Annotated in this window: 25 protein-coding genes; all 25 read right to left on the bottom strand. The window is 73.5% G+C overall.

Annotated features, from left to right (window positions below):
- Positions 1-71: 71 nt before the first annotated feature.
- Positions 72-473: a 30S ribosomal protein S11 gene (gene rpsK / locus FS882_RS14925; RefSeq protein ID WP_147794341.1), complete on the bottom strand. Its 402-nt coding sequence runs from the start codon at positions 471-473 to the stop codon at positions 72-74.
- A 93-nt stretch (positions 474-566) separates the two neighbouring features.
- Entirely contained in the window at positions 567-947 is a 381-nt protein-coding gene (gene rpsM, locus FS882_RS14920; RefSeq protein ID WP_147794342.1) for a 30S ribosomal protein S13, read from the bottom strand.
- 202 nt (positions 948-1,149) lie between these two features.
- On the bottom strand, positions 1,150-1,263 hold the full coding sequence (gene rpmJ / locus FS882_RS14915; RefSeq protein WP_013117849.1) for a 50S ribosomal protein L36: 114 nt from the start codon (positions 1,261-1,263) through the stop codon (positions 1,150-1,152).
- A 74-nt stretch (positions 1,264-1,337) separates the two neighbouring features.
- On the bottom strand, positions 1,338-1,559 hold the full coding sequence (gene infA, locus FS882_RS14910) for a translation initiation factor IF-1 (protein ID WP_146838576.1): 222 nt from the start codon (positions 1,557-1,559) through the stop codon (positions 1,338-1,340).
- 436 nt (positions 1,560-1,995) lie between these two features.
- Positions 1,996-10,623: an SdrD B-like domain-containing protein gene (locus tag FS882_RS14905; RefSeq protein ID WP_158374065.1), complete on the bottom strand. Its 8,628-nt coding sequence runs from the start codon at positions 10,621-10,623 to the stop codon at positions 1,996-1,998.
- Between the two features lie 325 nt (positions 10,624-10,948).
- Positions 10,949-11,803: a type I methionyl aminopeptidase gene (gene map / locus FS882_RS14900; protein ID WP_158374063.1), complete on the bottom strand. Its 855-nt coding sequence runs from the start codon at positions 11,801-11,803 to the stop codon at positions 10,949-10,951.
- A 14-nt stretch (positions 11,804-11,817) separates the two neighbouring features.
- On the bottom strand, positions 11,818-12,414 hold the full coding sequence (locus tag FS882_RS14895) for an adenylate kinase (protein WP_158374061.1): 597 nt from the start codon (positions 12,412-12,414) through the stop codon (positions 11,818-11,820).
- Entirely contained in the window at positions 12,411-13,706 is a 1,296-nt protein-coding gene (gene secY, locus FS882_RS14890; RefSeq protein WP_158374059.1) for a preprotein translocase subunit SecY, read from the bottom strand. Before secY ends, FS882_RS14895 begins: the two co-directional genes overlap by 4 nt.
- Before the next feature lie 261 nt (positions 13,707-13,967).
- Positions 13,968-14,663: a 50S ribosomal protein L15 gene (rplO, locus tag FS882_RS14885; RefSeq protein ID WP_158374057.1), complete on the bottom strand. Its 696-nt coding sequence runs from the start codon at positions 14,661-14,663 to the stop codon at positions 13,968-13,970.
- A 2-nt stretch (positions 14,664-14,665) separates the two neighbouring features.
- The gene (gene rpmD, locus FS882_RS14880) at positions 14,666-14,848 is read right to left on the bottom strand and encodes a 50S ribosomal protein L30 (protein WP_146838591.1); all 183 of its coding nucleotides are present in this window, start codon (positions 14,846-14,848) and stop codon (positions 14,666-14,668) included.
- The gene (gene rpsE / locus FS882_RS14875; protein ID WP_147794349.1) at positions 14,848-15,492 is read right to left on the bottom strand and encodes a 30S ribosomal protein S5; all 645 of its coding nucleotides are present in this window, start codon (positions 15,490-15,492) and stop codon (positions 14,848-14,850) included. The genes rpmD and rpsE overlap by 1 nt, the downstream gene beginning before the upstream one ends.
- A gap of 37 nt (positions 15,493-15,529) precedes the next feature.
- Positions 15,530-15,901 carry a 50S ribosomal protein L18 gene (gene rplR / locus FS882_RS14870; protein ID WP_158374056.1) on the bottom strand — a complete coding sequence of 124 codons (372 nt, stop codon included), beginning with the start codon at positions 15,899-15,901 and terminating at the stop codon, positions 15,530-15,532.
- 3 nt (positions 15,902-15,904) lie between these two features.
- Positions 15,905-16,444: a 50S ribosomal protein L6 gene (rplF, locus tag FS882_RS14865; RefSeq protein ID WP_158374055.1), complete on the bottom strand. Its 540-nt coding sequence runs from the start codon at positions 16,442-16,444 to the stop codon at positions 15,905-15,907.
- A gap of 25 nt (positions 16,445-16,469) precedes the next feature.
- Complete coding sequence (gene rpsH, locus FS882_RS14860) at positions 16,470-16,868, bottom strand: 30S ribosomal protein S8 (protein ID WP_158374054.1); 399 nt, start codon at positions 16,866-16,868, stop codon at positions 16,470-16,472.
- Positions 16,869-16,951: 83 nt separating this feature from the next.
- Positions 16,952-17,137: a type Z 30S ribosomal protein S14 gene (locus FS882_RS14855; RefSeq protein WP_122147680.1), complete on the bottom strand. Its 186-nt coding sequence runs from the start codon at positions 17,135-17,137 to the stop codon at positions 16,952-16,954.
- A gap of 1 nt (position 17,138) precedes the next feature.
- Positions 17,139-17,720, bottom strand: a complete 582-nt coding sequence (rplE, locus tag FS882_RS14850; protein WP_158374053.1) for a 50S ribosomal protein L5 — start codon at positions 17,718-17,720, stop codon at positions 17,139-17,141.
- Positions 17,720-18,067: a 50S ribosomal protein L24 gene (gene rplX / locus FS882_RS14845; protein ID WP_154728251.1), complete on the bottom strand. Its 348-nt coding sequence runs from the start codon at positions 18,065-18,067 to the stop codon at positions 17,720-17,722. The genes rplE and rplX overlap by 1 nt, the downstream gene beginning before the upstream one ends.
- A 1-nt stretch (position 18,068) precedes the next feature.
- Positions 18,069-18,437 (bottom strand): 50S ribosomal protein L14, encoded by a 369-nt coding sequence (gene rplN, locus FS882_RS14840; protein WP_146838605.1) that lies wholly within the window; start codon positions 18,435-18,437, stop codon positions 18,069-18,071.
- 76 nt (positions 18,438-18,513) lie between these two features.
- Positions 18,514-18,807, bottom strand: coding sequence for a 30S ribosomal protein S17 (gene rpsQ, locus FS882_RS14835; RefSeq protein WP_158374052.1), 294 nt, complete (start codon positions 18,805-18,807; stop codon positions 18,514-18,516).
- Positions 18,808-18,814: 7 nt separating this feature from the next.
- Positions 18,815-19,054: a 50S ribosomal protein L29 gene (rpmC, locus tag FS882_RS14830; RefSeq protein ID WP_109130752.1), complete on the bottom strand. Its 240-nt coding sequence runs from the start codon at positions 19,052-19,054 to the stop codon at positions 18,815-18,817.
- Positions 19,054-19,470, bottom strand: coding sequence for a 50S ribosomal protein L16 (rplP, locus tag FS882_RS14825; RefSeq protein WP_154728249.1), 417 nt, complete (start codon positions 19,468-19,470; stop codon positions 19,054-19,056). Before rplP ends, rpmC begins: the two co-directional genes overlap by 1 nt.
- Positions 19,471-19,473: 3 nt before the next feature.
- Positions 19,474-20,313 carry a 30S ribosomal protein S3 gene (gene rpsC, locus FS882_RS14820; RefSeq protein ID WP_147794356.1) on the bottom strand — a complete coding sequence of 280 codons (840 nt, stop codon included), beginning with the start codon at positions 20,311-20,313 and terminating at the stop codon, positions 19,474-19,476.
- A 2-nt stretch (positions 20,314-20,315) separates the two neighbouring features.
- Entirely contained in the window at positions 20,316-20,681 is a 366-nt protein-coding gene (gene rplV, locus FS882_RS14815; RefSeq protein WP_147794357.1) for a 50S ribosomal protein L22, read from the bottom strand.
- A 56-nt stretch (positions 20,682-20,737) separates the two neighbouring features.
- A complete protein-coding gene (gene rpsS / locus FS882_RS14810) occupies positions 20,738-21,019 on the bottom strand; it encodes a 30S ribosomal protein S19 (RefSeq protein ID WP_146838615.1) in 282 nt (93 codons plus the stop codon).
- 15 nt (positions 21,020-21,034) lie between these two features.
- Positions 21,035-21,871 carry a 50S ribosomal protein L2 gene (gene rplB / locus FS882_RS14805; protein WP_154728247.1) on the bottom strand — a complete coding sequence of 279 codons (837 nt, stop codon included), beginning with the start codon at positions 21,869-21,871 and terminating at the stop codon, positions 21,035-21,037.
- Positions 21,872-21,898: the final 27 nt, after the last annotated feature.

Raw genomic sequence — 21,898 nt, 5'->3', positions numbered from 1 at the left:
TACCCGCGCGACCGGCCGGCACCGCCACGGGCGGGGGATCGCTCCCCCGCCCGTGGCGGCCCGGCTACGGGTCAGACGCGGCGGCGCTTCGGCGGACGGCAGCCGTTGTGGGCCTGCGGCGTCACGTCCTGGATCGAGCCGACCTCGAGGCCGGCCGCGGTCAGGGAGCGGATCGCGGTCTCGCGACCGGAGCCCGGGCCCTTGACGAAGACGTCGACCTTCTTCATGCCGTGCTCGGCGGCCTTGCGCGCGGCGGCCTCGGCGGCCATGCCCGCGGCGTAGGGGGTCGACTTGCGCGAGCCCTTGAAGCCCACGTCGCCGCCCGACGCCCAGGAGATCACGGCGCCGCTGGGGTCCGTGATCGAGATGATCGTGTTGTTGAAGGTGCTCTTGATGTGCGCCTGGCCGTGGGAGACGTTCTTCTTCTCCTTGCGGCGCGGCTTGCGCACGGAACTGCGGGTCTTCGGAGGCATCTGCTCGTTCTCTCTCGCTGCTGGTCGTGAGGTCGGTGCCCCGTCGCGGCGCGGGCGGCTGTCCGAGGACAGGCCCGGCGGGCCGCGGGCGGGTTACTTCCGGCCGGCCTTCTTCTTGCCGGCGACGGTGCGCTTCGGGCCCTTGCGGGTGCGCGCGTTGGTCTTGGTGCGCTGACCGCGCACCGGGAGGCCGCGGCGGTGACGCAGGCCCTCGTAGCTGCCGATCTCGACCTTGCGGCGGATGTCCGCGGCGACCTCACGGCGGAGGTCACCCTCGAGCTTGAAGTTGCCCTCGAGGTAGTCACGGAGGGTGACGAGCTGGGAGTCGTCCAGGTCCTTGACGCGGGTGTCCGGGCTGATGCCGGTCGCGGCCAGGGTCTGCTGGGCGCGGGTACGGCCGACGCCGTAGATGTAGGTGAGCGCGATCTCGAGCCGCTTCTCGCGGGGGAGGTCGACGCCGACAAGACGTGCCATGTGCCTTTCGGCTCCTTGGACTTCGATCGGAGGTCTGCCGCACCGTCCTCCCGCGGGTTCTGCGGGCCCCGGCCTCCGAGCCGGGGGTTCACCGGTGGCGACCCGCCGTGGCGGGTGCGCTGCCGGTTCGGCGATGCGCTGGTGCCGGTCCGTCAGGATCCGGCGGCGGTGCTGCTCAGGTGCGTCCCGAGCGGCAGGGCGTTCAGCCCTGGCGCTGCTTGTGGCGCAGGTTCTCGCAGATCACCTGGACGCGACCGTGCCGGCGGATCACCTTGCACTTGTCGCAGATCTTCTTGACGCTGGGCTTGACCTTCATGGCCTGTTCCTCCGCCGCCGATGCGCCGTGGTCCCTCGCGGGACGCAGGCCGACGGCGATGCTCGTTCGGTCGGTTACTTGTAGCGGTAGACGATGCGCCCGCGGGACAGGTCGTACGGGCTCAGCTCGACCACCACCCGGTCCTCCGGGAGGATCCGGATGTAGTGCTGGCGCATCTTGCCCGAGATGTGGGCGAGCACCTTGTGACCGTTGGTCAGCTCCACGCGGAACATCGCGTTGGGGAGAGCCTCGATCACGCTGCCCTCGATCTCGATGACACCGTCCTTCTTCGCCATGTCCTCCGCTAACTCTTGTCCTGAACTGCCTGTCCACGCCGTCGTCTCCCCCCGGCGGTGCCGGTGGGTCCGGTGCGGACGTGGTGGACGTGCCCTGGTCCTGACGTCCGGCGACCGGCCCGCACGCGCGCGACCGCGGTGCGGTCGGCTCGGGCGGGACGTGCGACAGCGCGAGGGCGCACACCCAACGGACGATCATACGCCATCGGGCGCTCTCGGGGAAACGCGGTGCGGCTCCGTCAAGCGGACGCGCCGGTGCCGGGCACGACGGGTCAACGCCCCCGCCACGCGGCTTCTTCCCGCGCACGCCAGCACCCGCACCCACCCGTCCCCCACCGCGGCCCGCCGAGCGCGGCAGCCCCCGCCGAGCGCGGCAGCCGGAGCCACCGCGCTGGCTGGCATCCGCCGCGCTCGGCGGTCCGCCCCGCCGCCGCCGTCACGCCCGGTGCCGGCTCCCCGCTGCCCGCACGCGACGCACGGGGCGCCGCGAGGCGATCGCCAGCAGGGCCGCGCCGAGCGCGAGCAGGGCGCCCGCCGCCACGAGCGGCCACGCCGCGTCGGACCCGGTGGTCGCCAGGCCGCCGCCGGGCGCGGTGACGGTCACGCCGTCGGTGCGCTCGACGGGCTCGCTCCACGCCACGTCCTCGGCGGCCAGCACCTCGAACAGGTAGCCGCGTCCCTCGACGGAGACGGTCGCCGTGTTGGTGACGTCGGCGCCGGCCGCGGTCAGGCCGGTGACGATGCGCACGGTGGCGGACTCCCCCGCCGGCAGCGAGCCGTCGTGGTCGCAGGTGACGACGCGATCGACCGCGGCGCAGGCGAACCCGGTGCCGGAGGCCGACCGGAAGGTCAGCGCGCCGGGCAGGGCGTCGACCACGGTGAAGCCCGCGTAGGCGTCCTGGGTGCCGGTGGACATGACGGTGACGTCCCAGGTGATGCTGTCCGCCGTCCGGGCGACCGGGACCTTGCGCAGCGCGAGCTGCACGTCGTCCGCGAGCACCACGCCGAAGTCCAGCGTCAGGTCGGACTCGCCGCCCACGAGGACCAGGGAGGCCGCGGACCAGGTGGCGGAGTCGAGCCCGCGGTCCCCGCCGGCGCCCGCGAGGGTCGGCGCGTAGCCGGCCAGCACCGCGGCGGACGCGAGGCGGTCGATGCGCACGACGTACTCCCCGGGCAGCAGCCCGGGGAAGGCGTACGCGCCGCCGGCGTCGGTCGTGGCAGGGCCGACGGGCGCGCCGGCCGCGTCGACCACGGGACGCCCGTCCGGCGTCCGCAGCTCCACGACGACGCCGGGCAGGCCCCGCTCCCCCGCGTCCTGCACGCCGTCGCCGTCCGCGTCGAACCAGACGAGGTCGCCCACCGTCACGGGCCGCTCGACGAGACCCGCGTCCCAGGTGTCGTCGACGTACGCGGCGGTCAGCCCGTCCGCGGCCGTGGCGGCGCGCACCCCGGGGGTGTCCGGGCCGACGGTGATCGCCGGGGTCCGGGCGACGCCGGGGGCGGTCTCCTCGACGTCGGAGTCGGCGTCGGCGCGCGGGGCCGCGGCCGAGCGCGCCGTCGTCCAGGCGTACCGGGCGGCGTCCGCCGCGGGCAGCGCGAGCTCGACGCGGTAGCTGCCGGGCTCGAGGAGGTCGAACAGCCAGCGGCCGCCGGCGTCGGTCACGGTGCTGGCGACCTCGGTGTCGGACGCGTCGAGCAGCCGCACGGTCACGCCCGGGAACGACGGCTCGCCGGCGTCCTGCACGCCGTCGCGGTCGGCGTCGAGCCACACGCGGTCGCCCAGCGCCCACAGCGGCCGGAAGCCGAAGTCGAGCGTGTCGTCGGCCTCGCCGCCCACCAGCGGGACGGCCGTGGTGGCCGAGCCCGCGGACGAGTCGGTCGCGGCGTCGCCGGACCCGGTGACGGTCGGGCGGTACGGCGCGAGGGCGGCCGCGGAGGCGATCTCGTCGACCGTGACGGTGTACCCGCCGGGCAGCAGGCCGGTGAAGGCGTACGCGCCGTCGGCGTCCGTGGTGACCGGCCCGACGGCCGCGCCGGCCGCATCGGTGACCGGGTTCCCGGCGCCGTCGGTGAGGGTGAGGACGACGCCGGCCAGGCCGGGCTCGCCGGCGTCCTGCACGCCGTCGGCGTCGAGGTCGACCCACACCCGGTCGCCGACCCGCACGGGCCGCTCGGCCAGGCCCGCGTCGCGCGTCGGGTCGGCGTAGTCGGCGTCGGCACCGGACCAGACCGGGTCACCGGCGAGGTCGGAGACGACGGCCAGCCCGGGTGCGCCGGGCGCCAGCGTGAACGGCGCGGTGCGGCCGAGGCGGGGCGCGACGGCGAGCACGTCGGAGTCGCCGGCGGTGTCCCCGACCAGCGCGGAGGTGAAGGTCCACCGCTGCGCGAGGGCTGCGGGCAGCTCGATCTCCACCCGGTAGGTCCCGGGGTCGAGCCCGTCGACGACGTACCCGCCGTCCGCGCCGGTGACGGTGGTCGCGAGCACGGCGTCGTCGGCCCCGAGCAGGCGCACGGTCGCGCCCTCGACGGGCAGCTCGGCCGCACCCTGGCGTCCGTCGCGGTCGGCGTCGAACCAGACCCGGTCGCCGACGGCCAGCGGCCGCCACTGCAGACCGGCGTCGTGCGACACGTCCACCTGGGTGGCGGCCAGGCCGGGGTGCGCGTCCTGCCACGCCTGCGGCATGGACCCGACCGCGGTCGTCTCGGCGCCGCCGGCGCCGAGCACCACGCCCGCGTCCACGGCGGAGGCGGGCGCGCCCGGGTCGACGACGGCGTCGGAGTCGACGGTGTCGTCGGTGCCCGCGCCGGCCGCGGTGTACCGGTACTGCGCGGCGAGCGCGGCGGGCAGCGTGTACCCGATGTCGTAGGTCCCGGCGGGCAGGCCGTCGACGAGCCAGTCCCCCGCGGCGTCGGTGACGGCCGAGGCGACATACGTCGTCGTGCCGCCGGAGACGGCGAACACGTCGACCGCCACGCCGGCGACCCCGGGCTCGGCAGACGTGTCGGCGGACTGCCGGCCGTCCCGGTCGGTGTCCAGCCACACGCGGTCGCCGACGGCCACGAGCGGGTCGGCGCCCGCGGCGGCCAGGGCGTACCGCGCTCCGGCCTTCAGCGGCACGGAGGTGACGTCCGCAGGCCGGCCGGCGGCGTCGTCGGACGGCACGCGGAACGCGAACGAGCTCCAGGTGTCGGCGGCGACGGGCGCACCGGACAGCGGCGTGCGCATGGCCCACTGGACGCGGACGGACTCACCGGAGGAGAACCGGTCGGCCGGGGCGAAGGCGACGACGAACTTCAGGCCCGTCACCCGCGCGGCCTGCGCGGCGGGCACCTGCTGGCCCGGGGTCAGCGCGGTGGCGCTCCAGGTGCCGGGCACCGGGTCGAACGCCGGGCTGGGCGCGAGGCCGCCCTGCCGGTAGTCCGCCGTGGTGGTGTACACCGCGACGGTGGCCCCCGCCGGGAGGCCCGCAGCGCCGACGAGGGTCGGCACGACGCCGTCCCACACCGGACGCCACCGGCTGCCGCGGGCGCCGCTCGCGCTGCCGTCCATCGCCGGGTAGTCGCCGGTGGTCGGGAGCATGGAGATCATCTCGAGCCGGTCGGTGGAGATCGTGGCGCGGCTGGTCACCTGCACCTGCCACTGCGTCGTCGAGCCGGCGGTGGTCACGACGGAGCACGGGAAGCGGTACCAGTCGCGGTCGGTGGCGCCGGTGCCCCGCGGGGCGCAGTCGGCGGACTGGCCGGCGCGCGCCGGGGTGGTGCGGACGGCGCCCTGGGTGCCGGCGGCGTCGCGGACCCACTCCTCGGAGACGTAGACGTTGGCGCCGCCGATGGTGACGGCCCCGGCGCGGGCGAGGCAGGACGCGGTGGCCGCGTCGTAGCTGCCGGGCGCGCAGGCGGTGCCGCCGTCGTTGCCGGTGGGCGCGGCCTGCACCGGGCGGGTCGCGGACGCGGCGGTGGCCGTGTTGACGATGGACGTCGTCGACAGGTCGGTCGCGATGCGCAGCCAGACCAGGACCTCGACGCCCGCGCCGGGGGCGAGCCGGCTGTCGGCCGGGAACGTCACGGTCAGCAGACCGTCGCGCTCGACGACCTCGGGGTCGCCGAGCGGGTTGGCGCCGCCGCCGGCGGCCTGGACGACCACCGGGGTCTGGCCCTCGGGCGCGGTGCCGTAGCCGAGCGAGCCGTCCTCGGGCAGCCGGTCGGTGACGACCAGGCCGGTGAGGTCGGCGGCGTTCGTGCCGCTGGCGGTGTTGGTGACCGCGATCCGGTACCGGACGTAGTCGCCGGGAGCGCGGGACGCGGCGTCGAGCTCGGCCTTCTGCACGCGGATCGTGGCGGCGCCCGCGTGCACGGTGGTGCCGACGGGGCCGGCGGTCTGCGCCTGCGAGCCGAGGTCGGCGCGCAGGGCCTGGGCGGTGACGGAGTTGCTGATCGCGCCCCGCGCGCTCTCGCCCGGGTTCGCGGTCAGCTCGGCCCGGCCCTGGTACTGCCAGCCGTCCGCGCCGACGGCGCTGGGCAGGCCCCCGGTGCGGAGCTCCTCGCGGAGCGTGCCGTCGAGCACGACGCGGCCGTAGCCCTGGCCGGGCGCGGGGATGGTCGAGCCGTCGGTGTCGAGGAACCGCACCCGGACGCCGATGACGTCCGCCGCCTGGACGCCGTGCTGCGACGCGAGGGCGGCGAGGTCGAACGTCCCCGTCGGCACCACGGCGTCCCAGCCCTGCCAGTTCTGCGTGCCGGCGTAGCTGCCGTCGGCGGCGACGTCGAGGTCGGCGCCGGCGACGAGGACCTCGAGCTCGGCGCGCTCGACGCCGGACGGCACGGACTGCACGGCCACCGTCTGGAGGCCGACCGCGTTGAAGAACCGCGGGTCCGCGTCGGTGAGCAGCAGCTGGTCGGCCGGGGTGAGGCCGAAGTTCTGCACGGACAGCGTGCTGGTGACCGCGGGCGCGGCCGCGTCGCGCTGCACGTCGACGGGCGAGACCGTCACCGTCGGGAACGCCTCGAGCTGGGCGCCCCGCAGGCGGACGGCGTCGCGGGCGGTGCCGTCGGCGGTGCCCGGCGCGCAGGTGGGGGTGCGGGACATCCCGCGGGTCTCGTCCGCGCAGACGCGCGCGTCGGTGACGCGGGCCTCGGCGACGTTGGCGACCTCGGCCACGTCGTCGCCCACGCCGGCCTCGGGGGCGTCGCCGGTCACGCGGTTGTGCGCCAGCAGGCGGGTGCCGAGCACGAGGCGGGCCTGGTTCGTCCAGGCGATGCGGCCGGTGTACCGGACCTGCACGCCCACGACGTCGGCCAGCGCGGCCTCGTCGGCGTCGAGCAGCTCGGCGCGCGGGACGGTCCGGTGGCTGACGCCGCCGTCGGCGGCCCGCTCGTAGACGACGACCTCGACCGCGGAGGCGCCCGGCAGGCCGGACGCGTCGGTGAGCTCGCGGACGTCGGTGACCGCGAAGGCCGCGAACGGCGCGTCGGCGTCGATCGAGGTGGCGGTGTCGATGCCGCGCGGCTCGGTCAGGACGAGCTGGTCGACGCGGGTCCCGGAGGCGCTGGCGGCGGTCGCGGTCAGGGTGGCGGTGGGCCACGCGGAGGCGGGTGCGGTGGACGGGTCGACGGGCAGCGCGAGGTCGTGCAGGTTGCTGCTGCCGGTCAGCGGGCTGCCGTTGGCGTCCCGGAGCCAGGTCTTCGTGGCGGTGGCGCCGAGCGACGCGGGCTGGACCGTCACGGTGCGCTCGCCCACCGGGTTCACCGGGCCGCCGAGGTCCACGGCCGAGCCGTCGGACGCCGCGGTCCCGGTCACGGCGCCGGAGTTCTCGACCGCGCCGGGCGCGGAGCCGGTGTAGGTGTAGGCGTCGTTGACCGGCTCTCCCGTCGCGCGGGAGGTGTCCCGCAGCGCGAAGGTGAGCGCGACCTTGCGCGCCGGGGCGTCGGTCGTCGCGACCGCGCCGGTGGTCAGCGTGCCGAGCAGGCCGCGGCGCCAGTCGGAGGCGGCGAGCGCCTGGCGCTCGGAGTCCGGGCGCGCGGCGTACACGAGCTGCACGCCGCCGATGCGGGCCCGCAGGCTCGCCGACTGCACGGCCACGCCCGGGAACGCGCCGGCGTACGGGAACGCGCCCTGTGTGGCGGCCCCGCCGAACGCGACGTCCGACCGGGCCGCGGCCGGGTTCGTCCGGTCGGCCCAGGCCGAGCCGGTCCAGACGCGGGTCGCGAGCGACTCCCAGCGGCCGTCCACGACGTCGAACACCCGCACGTCGGTGACCCGGTCGAACACGAGGTACGGGTCGTAGACGCCCGAGGCGGCCGCGCCCGAGGTGATCGGCTGGACGCCGGACAGGTCGAACGTGTCGTAGAAGCTGCCTGCCGGACCCGTCGTCGGGTCCTGCTGCGCCCCCGTGACGCCGTTCGCGTCGGTGACCGTCACGCTCGACAGGTCCTCGCCGCCGGTGCCCCAGGTGAGCGTCGCGGTGGTGGCGTCGCCGTTGCCCTCGGTCCGGTCGCGGTTGTCCATCGTCTTGACCAGGGCCGGGTAGCCGCCCGTGCCGGTGCCGCCGAGCATCTGCACCGTGTCGGAGACGCGGCGGACCGCGCTGGTGACGACGAAGCCCTCGATGGCCGCGGACGAGGTGATCTGGGCGACGTTGGTGCGGTCGGTGCCGTCCGCCCAGGCGCCGGCGGTGACACCGGACCGGAGTGCGAAGGTGACGCGGACGCGCGCGCGGTCGCCGTTGGCGAACGTCCCGCCCCCGGGACGCGTGACGACGACCCGGACGCCCCGCCACGCCGAGGTGTCCCCGAGCGCGGCGGTGGAGCCGGTGTAGTCGACCCACTCGCCGTCCACGGTGGCGTACTGCAGCTGCGCGGACCCGCCCGCGGGCACGGTGGCGTCGACGGAGGTGGGCGCGAACGCGGTCCACCACGCGACGCCGGAGGTGCCGCCGCCCGCGACGGTGCGCGACGCGGCGCTGTCCTCGAGGGTCAGCGTGTCGGGCAGGTGGCCGCTCCCGCCGCTGAGCGGCCGGGCGGTCGCCTCCAGCACGGCGTTGACCGTCGCGCCCGCGGTGCGGGTCACGTATGGCTCGGCGACGTACTTGGCGCCCGCGACGTCGACGGTCGGGACGGCGACGGAGACGGTCGCCGCGGTGACGGGACGGTTGCCGCTCGCCTGGGTGCGCGGCGCGACGGCGGAGGTGTCGGTGCCGAGGCGGGTGGTGGCGACGGTGTGCACGGCGTACGTCGCGGCGGTGCTCGACGTCGCGGTGCGCGCGAGGTACGGCAGGGTGACCGAGGCGCCCATCGGCACCGCCGAGCCGGCGCCGTGCACCGTCGCGCGGAACCCGGTGACCTCGGACCAGGACGCGAGGCCGAACGCCGCCGGGTCGGTCGGGACCGCGGGCGCGGTCGCGTCGAGGTCGACGGTGTGCTCGGTCCCGCCGGCGAGCACGGTCAGCTCGAGACGCGCGGGGCCGGTGAGGCCCTGCACTGCGACGCCGGAGCCGTCCGCGCTGTCGGTGCGGCCGGGGGCGGTGCCGCGCGCGGCACCGAAGCCGGCGAAGGCGAGGCCGGCCCCGAGCGGGTTGGCCAGGGCCGGGAGGTCCGGGTCGAGGGCCGCGTTCGTGGCGGAGACCTGCGCGGCGGTGGCCGGGACCTCGACGACGAGGGCGTCCACGGCGCGGCGCGACCAGTTGGTGCCGGCCGCGGTGCCGCGCACGAAGCCGCCGCCGTACACCGGCGTGCTCAGGCCGACGAGCGCGGTCGCGGAGCCCGCGTAGGCGCGCGGGTCGTAGATCCGGAAGCCGCGGGTGTCGGTGGTGGTCGCGGAGGTGGTGGCGCCGCGCACGGCCCGCGTGGTGGCGGTGCCCGTCACGGTGAGGGTGTTCATGTCGGAGGCGACGGAGAAGGTCGCGGCGCCCGCGGTGACGTAGTCGGCCGTGGCCCCCGTCCGCGCGACGGGCGTCGCGTCCTGGCTCAGGTGCTCGCGCACGTCGACCCGCAGCGTGGCGGGCGAGCCGGAGGCGACGAGGCCTCCGGTCGCCGCCGCGAACACGACCTGCAGGCCGGTCAGGCGGGACCGCGTGGTCGCGTCGAGCCCGGCGAGGAGGTCCGCGGCGGCGTCCGCCCCCGTCGCGGTGCCGATCGTGACCCGCACGGGGTTGCCCGAACCCGTCCAGGTCCACCCGGTGACGGCGGCGGTCGCGGCGCCGGCCGGCCAGGTCGTGATCGCGAGGCCGGTCAGGTCGGTGAGCATCCCGACGGTGCCGGCGGCGGGAGCGGTCGCGGGGTTGCTGCCGCCCCAGGTGAGCGTGAGGCTCTCCGCCGGGTCGCCGGTGAGCGTGCCGGTGACGGCTGCGGAGTTCGTCGGGGTGTCGGCGCCGTCCTCCACGCCGGAGAGCCAGCCCTCGCGGGACCACGCGACCTGCGTGCTGGTGGCCAGGTTCACCGGGAAGTCGCCGGTGATCCGCACCCGGCCCTTGGTGCCGACGCCGCCCGTGGCCGTCGGCGTGGCGGTGATCGTCCCGGTCTGCGTGCCGCCCCCGTTCGGGGTGACCAGGCGGGTCGACAGGCGCAGGTCCCCGCTGACGCCCGACTGCAGGCCGGTGAGCCCGTCCGAGGTGGTGCTGGTGAACCGCACGGAGAACGCGGCCGCGGCCGCGTAGTCGGCGGTCGCGGTGCCGCCGACGGCGTCGGCCCAGTACTGCACCGTCGCGCCCAGGCCGGAGACGTCGAGCGCCTGGGTCAGCCGGAGCGCGTCGAGCGCCACGTCCATCGTCGCGTGCTCGCAGGACGACTCGTCGCCCGCGCACCGGTAGCCCAGGGTGCTGCTCACCGTCCCGGCCGCGGGGCTCGCGGTGTACGCCGCGTCGAACCCGTACCCGGGGTCGGCGGGCGGGGCCGCCTGCGCGGTGGCCCCGGAGGTCACCGAGAAGCCGGTGACGGTGAGCACCGGGTCGGCGGCGGCGACGGCCGCGGGTGCGCCGGTCGCCACCAGGAGGGGCGCGAGCAGCGCGCCGACGACCGCGAGCACGGCGGGACGACGGAGGCGGAGGCGGAGGCGGGACGATGCGGGCATGCGGGTTTCCCGGGGGCTGGCACGGGCGCACGGCGGCAGGCGCCGCGCGGCGGGGGGACGCCATACCTTCGGCGGTCCCCTGACCCGTCATGAGTCCGCTATGGGGTGAAAGCACCCCTCTGACCTGGTCTGTCCGCTTTGAGGTGAGGTGCTAGCACCCGCCGGGGGGACGGGATTCACCCGCACGGGTCGCCCGGCGCCCCGGCCGGGTGACGGGCCCGGCGCCGTCGGCCGTCGCACGCCCCGCGTACGACGAGACCCACCGTCCCCGCGGCGGGGAGGTGGGTCTCGGGAGGGCGGGCGGGCGCGCGCCCGCGCCCGGGCGTCAGCCCAGCGGGGCGACCGTCACGCCGCGCGCGGCGAGCTCCGCCGCGCCGCCGTCGACGGCCGTGAGCACCCAGATGCCGCCCTCGTGCAGCGCGACCGAGTGCTCCCAGTGCGCGGCGCGCGAGCCGTCGGCGGTGACGACCGTCCAGTCGTCGTCGAGCACCTCGGTGGCGTGGCCGCCGCGGGTGATCATCGGCTCGACCGCCAGGCACATGCCGGGGCGCAGCTTCGGCCCGCGGTCACGGGAGCGGTAGTTCAGCACGTCCGGCGGCTGGTGCATCGCGGAGCCGATGCCGTGCCCGACGTAGTCCTGCACGATGCCGAACGGCACGCCGCCGTTCACCGAGGCGTCCGCCGCCGCGACGGCGTCCTCGACCGCGTCGCCCACGACCGCGAGCCGGTCGGCGATCCCGCCGCCCTCGCCGGCGAGCGCGGCGATGCCGTCCCACATGCAGCGCTCGGTCAGGTCCGCCAGCGCCTGGTCGGCGGGGTCGGCCTCCGGCAGCACCAGGGTCAGGGCCGAGTCGCCGTGCCAGCCCTCGACGATCGCGCCGCAGTCGATCGACACGACGTCGCCCGGCTGCAGCTCGCGACCGGACGGGATGCCGTGCACGACCTCGTCGTTCACCGACACGCAGATGGTCGCCGGGTAGTCGTAGTACCCGAGGAACGACGGCAGCGCGCCGGCGTCCGCGATCACCGCCGCGGCGACGGCGTCCAGGTCGGCCGTCGTCGCGCCCGGCACCGCGGCCGCGCGCGCGGCCGCCAGGGCGTCGGCGACCACGAGCCCGGCGCGCCGCATGAGCAGCACCTGGTCGGGCGTCTTGAGCTCGATCTTCTCGCGTCCGAACACGACTCCCCCGCCGGTCAGCCGACCTGCGAGGCGAGGGCCGCCAGCAGACGGTCGGTGACCTCGTCGACCTCGCCGATGCCGTCCACGCGCACCAGGAGGTCGCGCTCGGCGTACAGCCCCGACACCGGGGCGGTCTGCTCGGCGTACACGTCCAGGCGCCGGCGGATCACCGGCTCGGTGTCGTCCGCGCGGCCCTCGATCTCGGCGCGCTTGAGCAGCCGGTCGACGACGACGTCCGCGTCCGCGGTGATCTCGAGCGCGGCGTCCAGAGCGCGGCCGTCGGCCCCGAGGATCGCGTCGAGCTCGCCGACCTGGGCGGTGTTCCGCGGGTAGCCGTCGAGCAGGAAGCCGCGGGCGGCGTCCGGCTGCGCGAGCCGGTCGCGCACCATGGCGTTCGTGACCTCGTCGGGGACGAGCTCGCCGCGCGCGGTGTACTCCTGGGCGGTGCGGCCGAGCTCGGTGCCGCCCTTGATGTTCGCGCGGAAGATGTCGCCGGTCGAGATGGCCGGGACGCCGAGCCGCTCGGCCAGGCGCGCGGCCTGGGTGCCCTTGCCGGCCCCGGGGGGGCCGAGCAGGACGAGACGGGCGGTGGAGCCGGGGTCGTGGCTCATCGGAGGAACCCTTCGTAGTGGCGCTGCTCGAGCTGCGACTGGATCTGCTTCACCGTCTCCAGGCCGACGCCCACGACGATGAGGATCGACGAGCCGCCGAACGGGATGTTCGTGCCGACGCCGAGCGCGATGAACGCGATGGTCGGGATGAGCGCGACCAGCGCGAGGTAGATGGACCCGGGCGCGGTGATGCGGGTGATCACGTAGTCCAGGTACTCGGCCGTGGGGCGGCCGGCGCGGATGCCGGGGATGAACCCGCCGTACCGCTTCATGTTGTCCGCGACCTCGTCCGGGTTGAACGTGATCGCCGTGTAGAAGTAGCAGAAGAAGACGATCAGCAGGACGTACAGCGCGATGTGCAGCGGCGCGCCCGGGTCGGCGACGTTCGCCGCGACCCACTGCTTCCAGCCGGCGGTCTGGTCGCCGAAGCCGGCGAGCAGCGCGGGGACCTGCAGCAGGGACGACGCGAAGATCACCGGGATGACGCCGGCCATGTTGATCTTGATCGGGATGTAGGTCGAGGACCCGCCGTAGGTGCGGCGCCCCACCATGCGCTTGGCGTACTGCACCGGGATGCGGCGCTGGGACTGCTCGACGAAGACGACCAGCGCGATGACCAGGACGATGATCGCCATGATGATCAGGAACGCGCCGATGCCGCCGGAGCCGCCCGCGATCGACCACATCGCGCCCGGGAAGGACGCCGCGATCGAGGTGAAGATGAGCAGGGACATGCCGTTGCCGACGCCGCGCTCGGTGATGAGCTCGCCCAGCCACATGATGAGGCCGGTGCCGGCGGTCATCGTGATGATCATGAGCAGCGTGGTCTGGATGCTGCCGTCCGGGATCACGTCCACGGAGCAGCCGGCGAACAGCTGGCCGTTGCGGGCGGTGATGATGACCGTCGTCGACTGCAGGACCGCGAGGCCGATCGTCAGGTACCGCGTGTACTGCGTGAGCTTCGCGGTGCCCGACTGGCCCTCCTTGTGCAGGGCCTCGAACCGCGGGATGACCACGCGCAGCAGCTGGATGATGATGCTCGCGGTGATGTACGGCATGATCCCGAGCGCGAACACCGACAGCTGCAGCAGCGCACCGCCGCTGAACAGGTTCACCAGGCCGAGCAGGGTGTTGGACTCGCCCTGGTCGATGCAGATCTGCACGTTCGGGTAGGACACGCCCGGGGTCGGCAGGAACGAGCCGATCCGGAAGATCACCATGATGCCGATGGTGAACAGCAGCTTGCGCCGCAGGTCGGGTGTCCGGAACGCCCGCACGAATGCGCTGAGCACGTGTCCTCCTGCTCCGCCGAAGCGGGATGTCGTCGAGGCGGCCGGCGCGCCGCGCGCCGGTCCGTCGTCGGGTCGGGCGCACCACGGCGCCCGACGCCCTGCCGAACCCTAACGGACTTCCGTCGCTGGGTGGGCATCGCCCCCGGCGGTGCGGTGGCGGGCCGTGCGGGTGCGCGGGCCGGGGCGGCCCGGTCCCCCCGAGGGGAAAAGCCGAACGGGGCCGGCGGGGCCTGGAGCCCTCGCCGACCCCGTTCGTCTGGGTCAGTCCTGCGCGACGCTGCCGCCGGCGGCCAGGATCTTGTCCTTGGCCGAGCCGGAGTACGCGTCGACGGCCACGGACAGCTTGACCGTGAGCTCGCCGGTGCCGAGCACCTTGACGGGCTGGCCCTTGCGGACCGCGCCCTTCGCGACCAGGTCGGCCACGGTGACGTCGCCGCCCTCGGGGTACAGCGCCGACAGCTTGTCCAGGTTCACGACCTGGTACTCGACCCGGAACGGGTTCTTGAAGCCGCGGAGCTTGGGCAGCCGCATGTGCAGCGGCATCTGCCCGCCCTCGAAGCGCTCCGGCACCTGGTACCGGGCCTTGGTGCCCTTGGTACCGCGACCGGCGGTCTTGCCCTTGGACGCCTCACCACGACCCACGCGGGTCTTGGCGGTCTTGGCACCCGGGGCCGGACGCAGGTGGTGCACCTTGAGCGTGCCGCCGGCACCCTCGGTCGCCTGCGCCTCGGCCTTGGGGGCCTTGGCCGCGGCGGCCTTGGGGGCCTTCGCCTTCGCCGCCGGCTTCTCCTCGGCAGCCGCCTCGGCCTCGGCCTTCGCCTTGGTCGTGCGGGCCGGGGTCTTCCGAGCCGGCTTCTCGGCGGCAGCCGACTCGGTCGCCGTCGCCTTCTTGGCGCGCGTGGCCTTGGGAGCCGCGGCAGCGGTCTCCTCGACCTTCTCGGTCTCCTTCTCCGCCATCGTCACTCCACCTCCTCGACCGCGACGAGGTGCGTCACCGTCTTGACCATGCCGCGGATCTCAGGACGGTCCTCCTTGACGACGACGTCGCCGATCCGCTTCAGGCCCAGGGTGCGCAGCGTGTCGCGCTGGTTCTGCTTGCCGCCGATGGCGGACTTGGTCTGGGTCACCTTGAGGCGGGCCATCAGGCACCCACCTTCTCGGTCTTGGCCGCACGACCCGCCGCCTGCGCCTTCAGCAGCGGCGCCGGGGCGACGTGCTCGAGCGGCAGACCGCGGCGCGCCGCCACGGCGGCCGGCTCCTCGAGACCCTTCAGCGCCGCGACCGTGGCGTGCACGATGTTGATGGCGTTGGAGGAGCCGAGGGACTTCGACAGGATGTCGTGGACGCCGGCGCACTCGAGCACCGCACGCACCGGACCGCCGGCGATCACGCCGGTACCCGGGGAGGCGGGACGCAGGAAGACGACGCCGGCAGCGGCCTCACCCTGGATGGGGTGGGTGATGGTGCCCTGGATGCGGGGGACGCGGAAGAAGTTCTTCTTCGCCTCCTCGACACCCTTGGCGATCGCCGCGGGCACCTCCTTGGCCTTGCCGTAGCCGACACCGACCGTGCCGTCGCCGTCGCCGACGACGACCAGGGCGGTGAAGCTGAACCGGCGACCACCCTTGACGACCTTGGCCACGCGGTTGATGGACACGACGCGCTCGAGGAACGCGCTCTTCTCGGCGGCGTCGCCCCGGCGGCCGTCGCGACGACCGCCGTCGCGGCGGTCACCGCCACCCTGGCCCTGGGGAGCGCCCGTGTTGCTGCGCTGAGGAGCAGCCATCAGTGGATCCTCTTCTTCGATGCGGGAATGGTCGTCGTCACAGCGCCAGACCGCCCTCGCGGGCGGCGTCGGCCACTGCGGCCACACGCCCGTGGTACTTGTTGCCGCCGCGGTCGAAGACCACCGCGTCGATGCCGGCCGCCTTGGCGCGCTCGGCGATCAGCTCGCCGACGCGACGGGCCTTGGCCGTCTTGTCGCCCTCGGCGCCCCGCAGGTCCGCCTCGAGCGTCGAGGCGGAGACCAGGGTGCGGCCCACGGCGTCGTCGACGACCTGCGCGACGAGGTTGCGGTTCGACCGGGTGACGACCAGGCGCGGGCGCGCGGCGGTGCCGGCGACCTTCTTGCGCAGCCGGAGGTGGCGGCGCTTGCGGGCCTTGAACTTGCCCTTACCGATGATGGTGATCGCCATGGCTCACTTACCAGCCTTTCCGACCTTGCGGCGGACGTTCTCGCCCGCGTAGCGCACGCCCTTGCCCTTGTACGGCTCGGGCTTGCGGATCTTGCGGATGTTCGCGGCGACCTCGCCCACCTGCTGCTTGTCGATGCCCGCGACCGAGAACTTGGTCGGGGACTCGACGGCGAAGGTGATGCCGGCGGGCGGCGTCACGGACACCGGGTGGCTGAAGCCGAGCGCGAACTCGAGCGCGTCGCCCTTCGCGGTCACGCGGTAACCGGTGCCGACGATCTCCAGCTTCTTCTCGTAGCCGGCGGTGACGCCGGTGACGAGGTTGGCCAGCAGGGTGCGCGTGAGGCCGTGCAGCGACCGCGAGAGGCGCTCGTCGTTGGGACGGGTGACCACGAGGGCCCCGTCCTCGTCGCGCGCGACCTCGATGGGGGACGCGACCGTGTGCGTGAGGGTGCCCTTCGGGCCCTTCACCGTCACGACGGCGCCGTTGATGGTGACGTCCACGCCGGCCGGGACCGTGACGGGGATTCTGCCGATACGAGACATTGGCTAGCTCCTTTCCGTCTCGGACTTACCAGACGTAGGCGAGGACTTCCCCACCCACGCCCTTCTTGGCGGCCTGCTTGTCCGTCAGGAGACCGGAGGACGTGGACAGGATCGCCACGCCCAGGCCACCGAGGACCTTCGGCAGGTTGGTGGACTTCGCGTACACCCGGAGGCCGGGCTTCGACACGCGCTTGATGCCGGCGAGCGCACGCTCGCGGCTGGGGCCGTACTTCAGCTCGACCACGAGGTTCTTGCCCACGCGGGCGTCCTCGGTCGTCCAGCCGGCGATGTAGCCCTCGGCCTGCAGGATCTCCGCGATGTGCGACTTCAGCTTCGAGTACGGGATGGTCACCGTGTCGTGGTGAGCCGAGTTCGCGTTGCGCAGACGAGTCAGGAAGTCTGCGATCGGGTCGGTCATCGTCATGGGGGCTTCCGCCCTTCCTCGCCGTGGTTTCCGCGGCGCCCGCCCTCGAGGGGGCGGGCCGCCGCGGACCTACGACGTCGTTGTTACCAGCTGCTCTTGGTCACGCCGGGGAGCTGGCCCGCGTGGGCCATCTCGCGCACGCAGATCCGGCACAGGCCGAACTTGCGGTACACGGAGTGCGGACGGCCGCACCGCTGGCACCGGGTGTAGGCCCGCACGGCGAACTTCTGCTTGCCCGCGGCCTTGTTGATCAGGGCGGTCTTCGCCATGTCAGTCCTCCTCCTTGAACGGGAAGCCCAGGTGCTTCAGGAGCGCCCGGCCCTCCGCGTCCGTGGTCGCGGTGGTGACCACCGTGATGTCCATGCCGCGGACACGGTCGATCTTGTCCTGGTCGATCTCGTGGAACATCGACTGCTCGGTCAGACCGAAGGTGTAGTTGCCGTGGCCGTCGAACTGCTTGCCCGACAGCCCGCGGAAGTCGCGGATGCGGGGCAGGGCGGTCGACAGCAGGCGGTCCAGGAACTCCCAGGCACGGTCGCCGCGCAGCGTCACGTGGGCGCCGATCGGCATGCCCTCGCGCAGCTTGAACTGCGCGATGGACTTGCGGGCCTTGGTGACCTGGGGCTTCTGGCCCGTGATCTGCTGGAGGTCGCGGATCGCGCCCTCGATCAGCTTCGAGTCCTTCGCCGCGTCACCGACACCCATGTTCACGACGACCTTCACCAGGCGCGCGACCTGGTTCACGTTCTCGTGGGAGAACTCCTCGCGGAGCGCGGTGCGGATGGCGTCGTTGTACCGGACCTTCAGGCGCGGGACCGGGTACGCCCGGGTCGTCTCGTCGGTGGCGGTCATCAGATGTCCTTACCGGAGCGCTTGGCGACGCGGACCCGAACGGTGCGGGTCCGGCCGTCGCGCTCGACCTGCTCGGTGCGGTAGCCGACCCGGGTGCCACGCTTGGTCTCCGGGTCGACCAGCATCACGTTGCTGATGTGGATGGGCGCCTCGACCGTCTCGATGCCACCGGTGCGGGAGCCGCGCTGGCTCTGCCCCACCTTGGTGTGCTTCGTGATGCGGTGCACGCCCTCGACCAGGACGCGGTCGCGGTCCGTGAGGACCTCGAGGACGCGCCCCTGCTTGCCCCGGTCCTTGCGGGAGCCGGAGATGACGACCACCAGGTCGCCCTTCTTGATCTTCGCCATGTCAGAGCACCTCCGGCGCCAGCGAGATGATCTTCATGAACTTCTTGTCGCGCAGCTCGCGGCCCACCGGGCCGAAGATGCGCGTGCCACGGGGCTCGCCGTCGTTCTTGAGGATCACCGCGGCGTTCTCGTCGAACTTGATGTACGAGCCGTCGACGCGACGGCGCTCCTTGCGGGTGCGCACGACGACCGCCTTGACGACGTCGCCCTTCTTGACGTTGCCGCCGGGGATCGCGTCCTTGACGGTGGCGACGATGACGTCACCGATACCGGCGTAGCGACGGCCGGAGCCACCGAGAACGCGGATGCAGAGGATCTCCTTGGCACCCGTGTTGTCGGCGACACGCAGTCGCGACTCCTGCTGAATCATCTACAACTCCTGTCGTCTGCCGGTTCTCGCACACGGCGAGCCTGGCCGAACGGGTAGTGGACGAGAAGGCTGCGCCTTACTTCGCCTTCTCGAGGATCTCCACCAGACGCCACCGCTTGGTGGCGGACAGCGGGCGGGTCTCCATGATGAGGACCAGGTCGCCGATGCCGGCCGACGAGGCCTCGTCGTGCGCCTTGACCTTGCTGGTCCGCCGGATGACCTTGCCGTAGAGCGGGTGCTTGACCCGGTCCTCGACCTCGACCACGACGGTCTTGTCCATCTTGTCGCTGACCACGTAGCCGCGCCGCGTCTTGCGGTAGGGACGCGCGGTCCCCGTAGCGGTGGTGGTCTCGTTGGTGTTCTCGCTCATCGAGTCCTCACTCGCTCGCGCTGGGCGCGGTCCGGATGCCGAGCTCGCGCTCGCGCAGGATCGTGTAGATCCGCGCGATGTCGCGACGCACGGCCTTGAGGCGGCCGTGGCTCTCGAGCTGACCGGTGGCCGACTGGAAGCGCAGGTTGAACAGCTCCTCCTTGGCCTTCTTCAGCTCGGCCACGAGGCGCTCGTCGTCGAAGGCGTCCAGCTCGGTGGGAGCCAGGTCCTTGGTGCCGATAGCCATCAGTTACCACCCTCGCGAACCACGAAACGGGTCTTCATCGGGAGCTTGTGCTGCGCGCGGCGCATGGCCTCGCGCGCCAGGGGCTCCGGGACGCCGGCGAGCTCGAACATCACTCGGCCGGGCTTGACGTTGGCGATCCACCACTCCGGCGAGCCCTTGCCGGAACCCATGCGGGTCTCGGCGGGCTTCTTCGTGAGCGGACGGTCCGGGTAGATGTTGATCCAGACCTTGCCGCCACGCTTGATGTGGCGGGTCATCGCGATACGAGCAGCCTCGATCTGGCGGTTCGTCACGTAGGCGGGCTCGAGGGCCTGGATGCCGTACTCGCCGAACGCGATCGAGGTGCCACCCGTCGCGGCGCCGGAGCGCCCGGGGTGGTGCTGCTTGCGGTGCTTCAGCCTGCGCGGGATCAGCACGGCTCAGGCCTCCGTTCCGGTCTCAGGAGCGGTCGTCGCCTCGGCGGCCGGAGCAGCGGTGGCCTCGGCCGCGGGGGCCTCGGTCCGCTCGTTCCGGCGGCCGCCGCCGCGCGGGCCGCGGTCGCCGCCGCGGTCGCCACGGTCCCCACGGGGGCCGCGGGACTGCCGCGGGGCCTGGGTGGCCTGCTCACGGGCGAAGTCGCGCTCGGTCATGTCGCCCTTGTAGACCCAGACCTTCACGCCGATGCGGCCGAAGGTCGTGCGGGCCTCGAAGAAGCCGTAGTCGATGTTCGCGCGGAGCGTGTGCAGCGGCACGCGACCCTCGCGGTAGAACTCCGTGCGGCTCATCTCCGCGCCGCCGAGGCGGCCGGAGACCTGCACCCGGATGCCCTTGGCGCCGGCGCGCTGCGCGGACTGCATGCCCTTGCGCATCGCACGACGGAAGGACACGCGCGAGGCGAGCTGCTCCGCGATGCCCTGGGCGACCAGCTGCGCCTCGATCTCGGCGTTCTTGACCTCGAGGATGTTGAGCTGCACCTGCTTGCCCGTGAGCTTCTCGAGCTCACCGCGGATGCGGTCCGCCTCGGCGCCGCGGCGGCCGATGACGATGCCCGGGCGCGCGGTGTGGATGTCGACGCGGACGCGGTCACGCGTGCGCTCGATCTCCACCTTCGCGATGCCCGCGCGCTCGAGACCCGTGCTCATGAGCTTGCGGATCTGCACGTCCTCGCGGACGTAGTCGCGGTAGCGCTGACCCGGCTTGGTCGAGTCGGCGAACCACCGCGAGCGGTGATCGGTCGTGATGCCCAGGCGGTACCCGAGCGGGTTGACCTTCTGTCCCACTGTCAGGCCCTTCCCTTCGTCTCACGCTCGGCGACGACCACGGTGATGTGGCTCGTGCGCTTGAGGATCTGGCTCGCGCGGCCCTGCGCCCGGGGGCGGAACCGCTTCAGCGTCGGACCCTCGTCCACGAACGCCTCGGCCACGTAGAGGTTGCCCTCGTCGAAGCGCTCACCGGCACGCTTGGCGCCCTCGCGGGCGTTCGCGATCGCCGACTCGACGACCTTGAGGACCGTCTCGCCAGCGGCCTGCGGCGCGAACTTCAGCGTCGACACGGCCTCGCCGGCCTGCTTGCCACGGATGAGGTCCACGACGCGCCGGGCCTTCTGGGGCGTGACGCGGACGAACCGCGCCTTCGCCTTGGCTTCCATTGCTGTCCTGCCTTCTTGTCTCTGCCGTCAGGGCAGTCGCTCAGCCGACCCGGGGGTCAGCGGCGACGGCCCTTCCGGTCGTCCTTCTCGTGGCCGCGGAACGTCCGCGTCGGGGCGAACTCGCCGAGCTTGTGCCCGACCATCGACTCCGTGACGAACACCGGCGTGTGCTTGCGGCCGTCGTGCACCGCGAACGTGTGGCCCAGGAAGTCCGGGGTGATCATCGAACGACGCGACCACGTCTTGATGACGTTCTTGGTGCCGGCGGCGTTCTGCGCGTCGACCTTCTTCTGCAGGTGCCCGTCGACGAAGGGCCCCTTCTTCAGGCTGCGAGGCATATCTCCCGGCTCCTATCAGCGCTTCTTGCCGGTGCGGCGGCGACGGACGATGAGCTTGTCGCTCGGCTTGTTCGGACGACGCGTGCGGCCCTCCGGCTGGCCCCAGGGGCTCACCGGGTGACGACCACCGGACGTCTTGCCCTCACCACCACCGTGCGGGTGGTCGATCGGGTTCATCGCGACACCGCGGACCGAGGGGCGCTTGCCCTTCCAGCGCATGCGGCCGGCCTTGCCCCAGTTGATGTTCGACTGCTCGGCGTTGCCCACCTCGCCGACCGTGGCGCGGCAGCGCAGGTCGACGTTGCGGATCTCGCCGGACGGCATGCGCAGCTGCGCGTACGGGCCGTCCTTCGCGACGAGCTGCACGGACGCACCGGCCGAGCGGGCGATCTTCGCGCCGCCACCGGGCTTCAGCTCGATGGCGTGGATGACCGTACCGGTCGGGATGTTGCGCAGCGGCAGGTTGTTGCCGGGCTTGATGTCGGCGCCGGCGCCGTTCTCGACGACGTCGCCCTGCTTCAGCTTGTTCGGCGCGATGATGTAACGCTTCTCGCCGTCCGCGTAGTGCAGGAGCGCGATGCGCGCCGTGCGGTTCGGGTCGTACTCGATGTGCGCGACCTTGGCCGGCACGCCGTCCTTGTCGTGACGACGGAAGTCGATCACGCGGTAGGCGCGCTTGTGGCCACCACCCTGGTGCCGCATGGTGACGCGGCCGGTCGAGTTGCGACCACCGGTCTTGTGCAGCGGGCGGACCAGAGACTTCTCCGGCGTGGAGCGCGTGATCTCGACGAAGTCGGCGACGCTCGCGCCGCGGCGCCCCGGCGTCGTCGGCTTGTACTTACGGATTCCCATGGGGATCTGTCCTCAATCTGCTCTCGG

It is taken from the genome of Cellulosimicrobium cellulans, assembly GCF_007679345.1.
GTDB lineage: Bacteria > Actinomycetota > Actinomycetes > Actinomycetales > Cellulomonadaceae > Cellulomonas > Cellulomonas cellulans_A.
The sequence above is the reverse complement of the archived record's forward strand: the minus strand, read 5'-3'. Positions and strand labels throughout refer to the sequence as shown.